The 9466-nt window shown below is 73.0% G+C and carries 9 protein-coding genes; 5 read left to right on the forward strand and 4 right to left on the reverse strand.

From position 1 onward, the window contains the following. The 5 genes from RIN80_RS24525 to RIN80_RS24545 form a co-directional block, all read left to right on the forward strand. Positions 1-1122: ATP-binding cassette domain-containing protein (locus RIN80_RS24525; RefSeq protein WP_309097818.1), on the forward strand; the 1122-nt coding region annotated here is incomplete at its 5' end. Then, positions 1119-1961 carry an ABC transporter permease gene (locus tag RIN80_RS24530; RefSeq protein ID WP_375141800.1) on the forward strand — a complete coding sequence of 281 codons (843 nt, stop codon included), beginning with the start codon at positions 1119-1121 and terminating at the stop codon, positions 1959-1961. The genes RIN80_RS24525 and RIN80_RS24530, both read left to right, overlap by 4 nt. Further along, on the forward strand, positions 1958-2920 hold the full coding sequence (locus RIN80_RS24535; protein WP_309097819.1) for a glycine betaine ABC transporter substrate-binding protein: 963 nt from the start codon (positions 1958-1960) through the stop codon (positions 2918-2920). Before RIN80_RS24530 ends, RIN80_RS24535 begins: the two co-directional genes overlap by 4 nt. A 52-nt stretch (positions 2921-2972) precedes the next feature. Further along, the gene (locus RIN80_RS24540) at positions 2973-3560 is read left to right on the forward strand and encodes a helix-turn-helix domain-containing protein (RefSeq protein WP_309097820.1); all 588 of its coding nucleotides are present in this window, start codon (positions 2973-2975) and stop codon (positions 3558-3560) included. 1 nt (position 3561) lies between these two features. Continuing rightward, positions 3562-3735, forward strand: a complete 174-nt coding sequence (locus RIN80_RS24545) for a hypothetical protein (protein ID WP_309097821.1) — start codon at positions 3562-3564, stop codon at positions 3733-3735. Here RIN80_RS24545 and RIN80_RS24550 read toward each other — a convergent pair. The 4 genes from RIN80_RS24550 to RIN80_RS24565 all read right to left on the reverse strand — a co-directional run bounded on the left by RIN80_RS24550 (position 3732) and on the right by RIN80_RS24565 (position 9391). Beyond that, complete coding sequence (locus RIN80_RS24550; protein WP_309097822.1) at positions 3732-4523, reverse strand: S16 family serine protease; 792 nt, start codon at positions 4521-4523, stop codon at positions 3732-3734. The genes RIN80_RS24545 and RIN80_RS24550 overlap by 4 nt on opposite strands. 100 nt (positions 4524-4623) lie before the next feature. After that, positions 4624-5265 (reverse strand): helix-turn-helix domain-containing protein, encoded by a 642-nt coding sequence (locus RIN80_RS24555; RefSeq protein WP_309097823.1) that lies wholly within the window; start codon positions 5263-5265, stop codon positions 4624-4626. Between the two features lie 301 nt (positions 5266-5566). Beyond that, positions 5567-7366, reverse strand: a complete 1800-nt coding sequence (locus tag RIN80_RS24560; RefSeq protein WP_309097824.1) for a DEAD/DEAH box helicase — start codon at positions 7364-7366, stop codon at positions 5567-5569. Positions 7367-7900: 534 nt separating this feature from the next. Further along, on the reverse strand, positions 7901-9391 hold the full coding sequence (locus RIN80_RS24565) for an MFS transporter (protein WP_309097825.1): 1491 nt from the start codon (positions 9389-9391) through the stop codon (positions 7901-7903). Positions 9392-9466 lie beyond the last annotated feature (75 nt).

The raw sequence follows: 9466 nt of genomic DNA on the forward strand, positions 1-9466 counted from the left end.
CCCTCGGGCTGCGGGAAGTCGACCACGCTGAAGATGATCAACCGGCTGATCGAGCCGTCCGGCGGCCGGATCCGCATGGGCGGCGAGGACGTCACCGACATCGACCCGGTGGGGCTGCGCCGCAAGGTCGGCTACGCGATCCAGTCCGCCGGGCTCTTCCCGCACATGACGGTCGCCCAGAACATCGGCCTGGTCCCGAAGATGATCGGCTGGCCGAAGGCCCGGATCAGGGAGCGGACCGAGGAGCTGCTCGACCTCGTCGGGCTGGACCCCGGCGAGTTCCACGGCCGCTATCCGCGCCAGCTCTCCGGCGGCCAGCAGCAGCGCGTGGGCGTGGCCCGGGCGCTCGCGGCCGATCCGCCGGTGCTGCTGATGGACGAGCCGTTCGGGGCGGTGGACCCGATCACCCGGGACCACCTCCAGGACGAGCTGATCCGGCTGCAGCACGAGCTGCGCAAGACGATCGTGTTCGTCACCCACGACTTCGACGAGGCGATCAAGCTCGGCGACCGGATCGCCGTGCTGCGCGAGCGCTCGCACATCGCCCAGTTCGACACCCCCGAGGCGATCCTGACCAACCCGGCGGACGACTTCGTCTCCGGGTTCGTGGGCGCCGGGGCCGCGCTGAAGCGGCTGAACCTGACCCGCGTACGGGACGTGGAGATCACCGACTACCCGACCGTCACGGTCGACGACCCGCTGCAGCAGATCTTCAACCGGCTGCGGGCCGGCGGCACCAACGAGGTCCTGCTGCTCGACCGGCGGGGCCGCCCCTACAAGTGGCTGCGGCGCGGCGACCTGATGCGGGCCAGGGGGTCGCTGGCCCGGGCCGGGCAGCTGGTGCACGACACGGTCACCCGGGACGCGACCCTGCGCGACGCGCTGGAGGCGGTGCTCACCGACAACGCGGGGCGTGTGGCGGTGACCGGGCGGCGCGGCGAGTACACGGGCGTCGTCGACATGGAGACGCTCATGAACTCGGTGCACGAGATGCTGGAGGCCGACCGGCTCGACGCGATGGAGCACCAGCACGAGCTGGAGTCGCTGCGGGCCGCGCAGACCCGGGTGGAGCAGGAGCGGGCCGGGGGTGTGACGGGCGTGGGCCCGGGAGGGGAGCGGTGAGGGCCGCGGCGGCCGAGGTGACCTCCGGGCGGCCCGGTCCGGACCCCGGGCCCGCCGGTGCGATCTCCGCGTCCGTCGCGGGACCGCCCCGGCCGGAGCGCCGGCCCGCCCGGATCGGCTGGCGGAAGCTGACCGTCCTGCCCGTCGGCCTGATCGCCGTGCTCCTCGCCACCTGGCTCTGGTTCGAGCAGGCCGACCTGGACGCGCTCACCCGGAACGCCCTGTCGGGCGGCCAGGTGTCCAAGGCGCTGTGGCAGCACATCCAGCTGACCGCGATCTCCACGTTCTTCGTGCTGGTCATCGCGATCCCGCTGGGCATCCTGCTGACCCGCGGGGCGTTCCGCAGGGCCACGCCGGTGGTGATGGCCTGTGCCAACACGGGCCAGGCGACCCCGGCGATCGGCCTGCTCGCCCTGCTGGTGATCTGGCTGGGCATCGGCCGCAGGGCCGCCCTGATCGGCATGGTCCTCTACGCGGTCCTGCCGGTGCTGTCCAACACGATCGCGGGCCTGAAGGCGAACGACCCGACCTTGTTGGAGGCGGGCCGCGGCATCGGCATGTCCCCGATGGGCGTGCTGACCCGGGTCGAACTCCCCCTGGCCGTGCCGCTGATCCTGGCGGGTGTGCGCACGGCCCTCGTCCTCAACGTCGGGACGGCGACGCTGGCGGTCTTCGGCGGGGGCGGCGGGCTGGGCGTGCTGATCACGACCGGGATCACCAACCAGCGCATGCCGGTACTGGTGCTGGGGTCGGTCCTCACGGTCGTCCTGGCGCTGCTGGTGGACTGGCTGGCCTCGCTCGCGGAACTGCTGCTGCGGCCGCGGGGGTTGCGGGCATGAGGGGCCGGGCGCTGCCGGCCGCGCTGCTGCTGACGGCGGCCTCCGGGTGCGGCCTGACCAGCGGCTCCCCCATGGCCGACGACGTCCGGCCCGGGTCGGTCGGGCGGGGCGGGCCGCTGAAGGGCGCGAGCCTGACGGTGACGTCCAAGGCGTTCACCGAGGGCCTGATCCTGGGCGCGATCATGGGCATCGCCCTGGAGGCGGCCGGGGCGGAGGTCCTCGACCGGACGGGCATCCAGGGCTCCGTCGGCAGCCGCGAGGCGGTGCGCAAGGGCGACGCGGACGCCGGGTACGAGTACACGGGCACGGCCTGGATCACCTACCTCGGGCACAGCGAGCCGATCACGGATCCGCGGCGGCAGTGGGAGGCGGTGAGGAAGGAGGACGCGGCGAACGGACTGGCCTGGCTGCGGCCGTCGTCCCTCGACAACACCTACGCGCTGGCGATGAACCGGGAGAACGCGGAGAAGTACGGCACGAGGACCATGTCGGACGTGGCGAAGCTGGCGAAGTCCGACCCCGGCGCCGTGCGGCTGTGCGTGGAGGTCGAGTTCGCGAACCGGGCGGACGGGCTGCCGGGCATGCAGAAGCGGTACGGGATGGACCTGCCGGCGCGGAACGTCACGCAGATGGACACGGGGATCATCTACACGCAGACGGCCAAGGGGAGTTGCCCGTACGGCGAGGTGTTCACGACGGACGGGCGGATCAAGTCGATGAACCTGGTCGTGATGGAGGACGACCGGAAGTTCTTCCCCCACTACAACGCCGCGCCGATGATCAACGCCAAGACGCTGAAGGAGTGGCCGGCGATCGCGGACGTGCTGGATCCGGTGACGGCGCGGCTGAACAACGCGGTGGCGCGGGAGCTGAACGCGAAGGTGGACGTGGAGGGGGAGGACCCGCACGAGGTGGCGCTGGACTGGATGGTGACGGAGGGGTTCGTCCGGGAGGGCTAGGAAGAGTTGCAAAGAAAACCTTGCAAGGATTCCTTTGCAAGGATAGCTTTGCATGGTGACCGAATCCCAGAACCCACAGGTACGGCAGCTCGACGCCCGGTCCCTGCGGGGACTCGCGCACCCCCTGCGGATCCAGCTGCTCGACGCCCTGCGCTTCGGCGGCCCGGCCACCGCCTCGCAACTGGCGGCGAAGCTCGGCGAGTCCAGCGGCGCCACCAGCTACCACCTGCGCCAGCTCGCCGAGTACGGCTTCGTCGAGGACGCCCCCGAGCGGGGCAAGGGGCGCGAGCGGTGGTGGAAGGCGGCCCAGCTCGGCCTTCGCTTCGACGACGCCCTGCTCACCGACGCGGACCCGGCCGTGCGCGGCGCGGCCGACCTGTACGTGCACGAGGTCGCCACAGCGCAGACCCGGGCCGTGTCGACCTGGCTGGGCAACCGTGACGCGTGGCCCGAGGAGTGGACCCGCGTCTGGGACCTGAGCAGCTGGACGCTGCGCCTGACGCCCGAGACGACCCAGGAGCTCGTCGGGAAGATGCACGCGCTGCTCGACAGCTACCGCGACCGCGCGGCCGACGAGGACACCCCCGGCGCCGAGCAGGTCCGCTTCCACACCCACGCCTTCCCGATCAGGACGGACTGAGATGCACCCCGACATCCACCTCGCCCTGCACCACGCCCGCGCCGCCGAGCTGCGGGCCGAAACCCGCCCCCGCCCGGCGCGCCGTCCCGACCTGCGGATGCGCCTCGGCTGGACCCTCGTCGAGGTCGGGCTGAAGCTCGCCACCCGGCCCCGGCCGGCCGCCGCCGCCCACTAACAGCTGGGCACGGACCCCTTGCCCGTATCCAGGGCCAGCAGCGCACTCACCGTGCCCTTCAGCGTCGTGACCGGGATCAGCCTGAGGCCCTTCGGCAGCTCGGCGCGCGCGTCCGCGCACTCCGCCTTCGGCACCAGGAACACCGTCGCGCCGTCCCGCCTCGCGGCCTGCGTCTTGAGGGCGACGCCCCCCACCGCACCGACCGTGCCGTCCGCTTCGATCGTGCCCGTACCGGCGATGACACGGCCGCCCGTGAGGTCCCCGCCCGTGCCGTCGCCGTCGAGCTTGTCGACGATCCCGAGGGAGAAGAGCAGCCCCGCGCTGGGCCCGCCCACGTCGGCGAGTTTCAGGCTGACCTTGACGTCCTTGGCGTCGAGGCCGAGGTACCCGAGCGCGGCCTGGGTCGCCGCGTCCTGGGACTCCTTCATCTGCTTCTCGTTGTGCCGCTCGATCTCCCTGACCGTGTCTCCACGCGGGTAGAGGGCGTCGCGCGGCATGACGGCCTCGTCGGTGCGGAACCAGCTGTCGAGGACGTCGGGGAGGGAGACGCGGGTGTCCGGTGAGGTCGCGACGATGGTGGTCATCCGCAGCTCGCCCCGGGCCTCCCGGGTCGGCGCACCCGAGATGGTGATCACCGGCTCGCCCTTGTGCTCGCCGAGCACGTTCGCCGTCTCGCCCGGCTGCGCCACCGAGAACGGCAGCGGCGCGAACACGGCCGCGGCGATCAGGGCCACGGCGGGCAGGGCGCAGACGGCGACGGCCTGGGGGCGCGTGAGACGAGAGAACACGGGATCAATCTAACGCGGGTGCGGTGGACCACCGGGGCCAGGTCACCGGCCCCCGTCCGCTGACCCGGTCGGCCGCCCGCCCCGGACGCCCCGGCCGGCGTCAGCGCAGCGCCTCCGCCACCTCGCGGGCCGCCTCGACGACCCGCTCTCCGACCCGTTCCGGTACGACGTCGGCCAGCATCACCACGCCCACACTGCCCTCGACGCCCGTCACACCGAGCAGCGGGGCCGCCGCCCCGCACGCGCCCGCCTCCAGCTCGCCGTGGGTGAGCGTGTAGCCCGGGTCCGCCCGCGGGTGCTGCCGGGCCGCGAGGATGGCCTTGCCGGCGGCGCCCCGGTCCAGGGGGTGCCGGAACCCGGCCCGGTAGGCGACGTGGTAGTCCGTCCAGGTCGGCTCGACCACGGCCACGGCGAGCGCGTCCGCCCCGTCGACCAGGGTCAGGTGCGCCGTCGCGCCGATGTCCTCGGCCAGCGACCGCAGCGCCGGCATCGCGGCTTCCCGCACCAGCGGATGGACCTGCCGTCCCAGCCGCAGCACCCCGAGCCCGACCCGGGCACGTCCGCCCAGGTCACGGCGTATGAGTGCGTGCTGCTCCAGGGTGGCGAGCAACCGGTACACCACGGTCCGGTTCACGCCCAGCCGGACGGAGAGCTCGGTCACGGTCAGCCCGTGGTCCGTGTCGGCGAGCAGCTTGAGGACCCGCAGTCCCCGGTCGAGCGTCTGGGAGGTCTCCGCGGTCACGACGCCCACTCCTTAGTGGTGAGGTCGGCGGCCCCCTGGTCGGCGGATGCGTCGCCGAGTCCCGTCGGCGACGCGCTTCAGAGGCCGCCGATCGGCCGGCGGCCCGGCCTGTCCGGGCCGCGTCGCTTCACGGCTGCGCTCCGCGGCGGCGCTGCCACGGGGCGTGTGCGTAGCGGGACAGTAGCGAAGGGGGTTCGCTGAGCGGAAGGCTCCGTCCAGAATCCGGGCACGGTCCGCGGTGTAGTGCTCAGGTTTGGGACGGTATGCGCGCCCCCCAGGTTGTGGAGCCCTCCCCGGGGCGTCACTTCATGCGGGTGGCCCACTCCTGCACCTTGGCGATGCGCTGCCGCAGCTGCCCGGCCGTCGCCTCGGCCGCCGGCGGTCCCCCGCACACGCGCCGCAGCTCGGTGTGGATCACGCCGTGCGGCTTGCCGCTCTGGTGGACGTACGCGCCGACCATGGTGTTGAGCTGCCTGCGCAGCTCCATCATCTCCTTGTGGGAGACCACCGGCCGCCGCTCGGCGGGCAGTTCGAGCAGGTCGGCCTCCTCGTCCGGCTTCTTGCGGCTGTGCGCGATCTGCCGGGCCTGCCGCTTCTGCAGCAGCAACTGCACCTGGTCGGGCTCCAGCAGTCCCGGGATGCCGAGGTAGTCCTGCTCCTCCTCGCTGCCGGGGTGGGCCTGCATGCCGAACTCGGCGCCGTTGTACATGACCCGGTCGAAGACGGCGTCGGACTCCAGCGCCTCGAAGGGCAGCATGTCCTGCTCGCCGGTGTCCTCGTCCTGCTCCCGGTTCGCCTCCTCCATCTCCTTCTCGGACTCGGCGTAGGGGTCCTCCTCGCCCTCCTTCTTGGGCTTGTCGAGGACGTGGTCGCGCTCGCGCTCCATCTCGTTGGCGAAGGAGAGCAGGTCGGGCACGGTCGGCAGGAACACGGAGGCCGTCTCGCCGCGCCGCCGGGACCGTACGAAACGGCCGACGGCCTGTGCGAAGAACAGGGGGGTGGAGATCGTGGTGGCGTACACGCCGACCGCGAGGCGGGGCACGTCGACGCCCTCGGACACCATCCGCACCGCGACCATCCACCGGTCGGTGTTGTTGCTGAACTCGTCGATCCGCTCGGAGGCGCCGGAGTCGTCGGACAGCACGAGCGTGGCCTTGCTGCCGGTGATCTCCCGGAGCAGCTTGGCGTAGGCGCGCGCCGAGTCCTGGTCGGAGGCGATGACGAGCGCGCCGGCGTCCGGGATGGCCTTCCTGACCTCGGTCAGCCGCTGGTCGGCGGCGCGCAGCACGGCCGGCATCCACTCCCCGCGCGGGTCGAGCGCGGTCCGCCAGGCCTGGCTGATGGCGTCCTTGGTCATGGGCTCGCCCAGCCGGGCGGCGACCTCGTCACCGGCCTTGGTGCGCCAGCGCATGTTGCCGCTGTAGGAGAGGAAGATGACCGGCCGGACGACGTTGTCGGCGAGGGCGTTGCCGTAGCCGTAGGTGTAGTCGGCCGCGGAGCGCCGGATGCCGTCGTCGCCCTCCTCGTACGTGACGAAGGGGATGGGGTTGGTGTCGGACCGGAAGGGCGTACCGGTCAGCGCCAGCCGCCGTGTCGCCGGTTCGAACGCCTCCAGGCAGGCCTCGCCCCAGGACTTGCTGTCACCGGCGTGGTGGATCTCGTCGAGGATGACGAGCGTCTTGCGCTGCTCCACGCGGTTGCGGTGGAGCATGGGCCGCACCCCGACACCGGCGTACGTCACGGCGACGCCGTGGTACTCCCGGCCGAGCGGTCCGGCGCTGTACTCCGGATCGAGCTTGATCCCTATCCGCGCGGCGGCCTCGGCCCACTGCTTCTTCAGGTGCTCGGTCGGGGCGACCACCGTGACCTGCTGCACGACGTGGTGGTGCAGCAGCCACGAGGCCAGCGTCAGGGCGAAGGTCGTCTTGCCGGCGCCGGGGGTGGCGACCGCCAGGAAGTCCCGCGGCTGCTCCTGGATGTACTTCTCCATCGCGCCCTGCTGCCAGGCGCGGAGCTTGCTGGCGGTGCCCCAGGGGGCGCGCCCGGGGAACGCCGGGGAGAGGTGGTGCGAGGCGGTGCTGGTGCCGGCGGTGGTAGTCACGGTCTCCGTTGGGGGTCGGGCGGCTCGTGCGAGGAGCCTGACGGCTCGGCTACGTATGACAACCGGGCCACCCTACCGGCGCGCTCGGCCGGCCGACGCGCGGACCGGGCCGGGTCCCGCGCGGGTGGGACCGACGTCACAGCTCCCCCAGCCGCCCCGCGATCCTCCCGGCCTCCGCCTCCATCCCGGACGCCACGTCGACGACCGGCGGGTACGCCACGTCCTGGTCCACCCCGGCCAGGTCGACGCCGTTGAGGGCGGGGGACGTGGCGGTCGCCGGCCAGGCGGTGAGCTTGTTGCCGTCGGCCGGGAGTCGTGGGCGGCGCGGGCGTGCAGCGGGGCCGCGGCCTGCTCGTACAGGTCTCCGCGGGCGGCCGTGCCGATGCACCTGGCGACCGGTAAATCTTCGACCGGAAGGGGAGGTTCAGCGTGCGGCCGGTGCACGGCAGCGGAGGCGAGCAGAGGCCGAGTTTCCTGACGTGCAGGACCCGCGGCGCTTCGTACGGCCCGGGGGGCGAGCGGAGGACGGCCGCTTCACGGCCGGTGCTCCCGCAGCCGGGTCGACACCCACACGCCCAGCAGGGCCACCGCCGCCATGGGCAGGAACACCGCGGCGAACGCGGCGGGGTGGGAGCCGGAGGTGTGGGTGGCGGTGTGGGAGACCGTGCCGCCGCCCAGGGCCGCGAAGGCGGCGCCGCCTCCGGACAGGAGGACGACGTTGGACAGGCCGTCGGAGATCTGCAGCGCGGCGGAGTTGCTGCCGGCCTCCTCCGGGGCGGAGAGCTTCAGCAGGAGCACGCTGGTGGAGGAGATGACCAGCCCCATGCCGAAGCAGCCGACGCCCCAGGCGGCGGCCAGGGTCCAGACGGGCACCGAGTCGACCAGCACGCTCGGCGCCGTGGCGATGGCCGCGGCGACCAGGAGCATGCCGACGGTCGTCAACCGCTCCCGGTACGGTTCGAACCGCGACCGCGACTGCACCCAGGAGCCCAGCGCCCACGTCCCACCGCCCGCCGCGAGCGAGAAGCCGGCCAGGGTCGGGCTGAGCCCGCGCTGGGTGACCAGCATCAGCGGCACGAAGGACTCCGCGGCGATGAACGACCCCGCGGCGACGCCGCGCAGCAGCACGACGGACGGCAGCCCGCGGGCGGCCCGGTAGGTGCCGCGGGGCAGCAGGCCGAGCACGGCGGGCACGAGCAGGGCCACGCCGAGCGCCCCCGGCAGGAGCGAGAGGGGACGCAGGTCCTGCGCGGCGTACTGAAGGAGGCCGGCGCCGAGGGAGATGGCCAGGGCGAGCCGGATGCGGCGACGGTCGGAGGAGGCCCCGGGACCGGGCCCGGCCGCGCTCCCCGATGCCGGGGGCGCGTCCGGACCGCCCGCCGGTCCGGACGCGCGCCGCCGGATCTGCGGCAGGGCGAAGGCGAGCGGGAGCAGGACCAGGACGGGGATGCCCACGAACACCCAGCGCCAGCCGAGCCGCTCGGTCACCGTGCCGGCGGCGAGCGGGCCGACGATCGACGGCACGATCCAGGCCGCCGCGAAGGCCGCCATGATCGCCGGTCGCAGCCGTTCCGGATAGGCCCGCCCGACCACCACGTACAGCGCGACGATCACCATCCCGCCGCCGAGCCCCTGCACGGCCCGTCCCAGGATGAACACCCACATCGCCCCGGCGGTCCCCGACAGCAGCAGCCCGGCGCCGAAGGAGGCGATGCCCGTCGTCAGCGGCGCGAGGGGCCCGTGCCGGTCCGACCACTGCCCGGCGAGCACCATCCCGAACAGGCTGGTCGTGAAGTACCCGGAGAAGGCGAACGCGTACAGCGAGATCCCGTCCAGCTCACGGGCCGCGACGGGCATCGCCGTGCCGACGGCGGTCGCCTCGAAGGCGATGAGCAGCACGACGGAGACGATGCCGACGCTCAGTGCCCGGTACCCCTGCCCCAGTACGCCCTCTCCTCCCTGCGCGGAAGGGGTCGGTGCACCGGCACCCACGACATCGGCGTCACGCGGCTTGGAGTCAGGCATGCCCGCCAGCGTAAGGTCCACGCGGCGCTTTGACCCCTGTCGCGAGACGGTCCCGGCCTGAGACCTTGGTCGTAC

The organism is Streptomyces sp. (assembly GCF_031181705.1).
Lineage (GTDB): Bacteria > Actinomycetota > Actinomycetes > Streptomycetales > Streptomycetaceae > Streptomyces.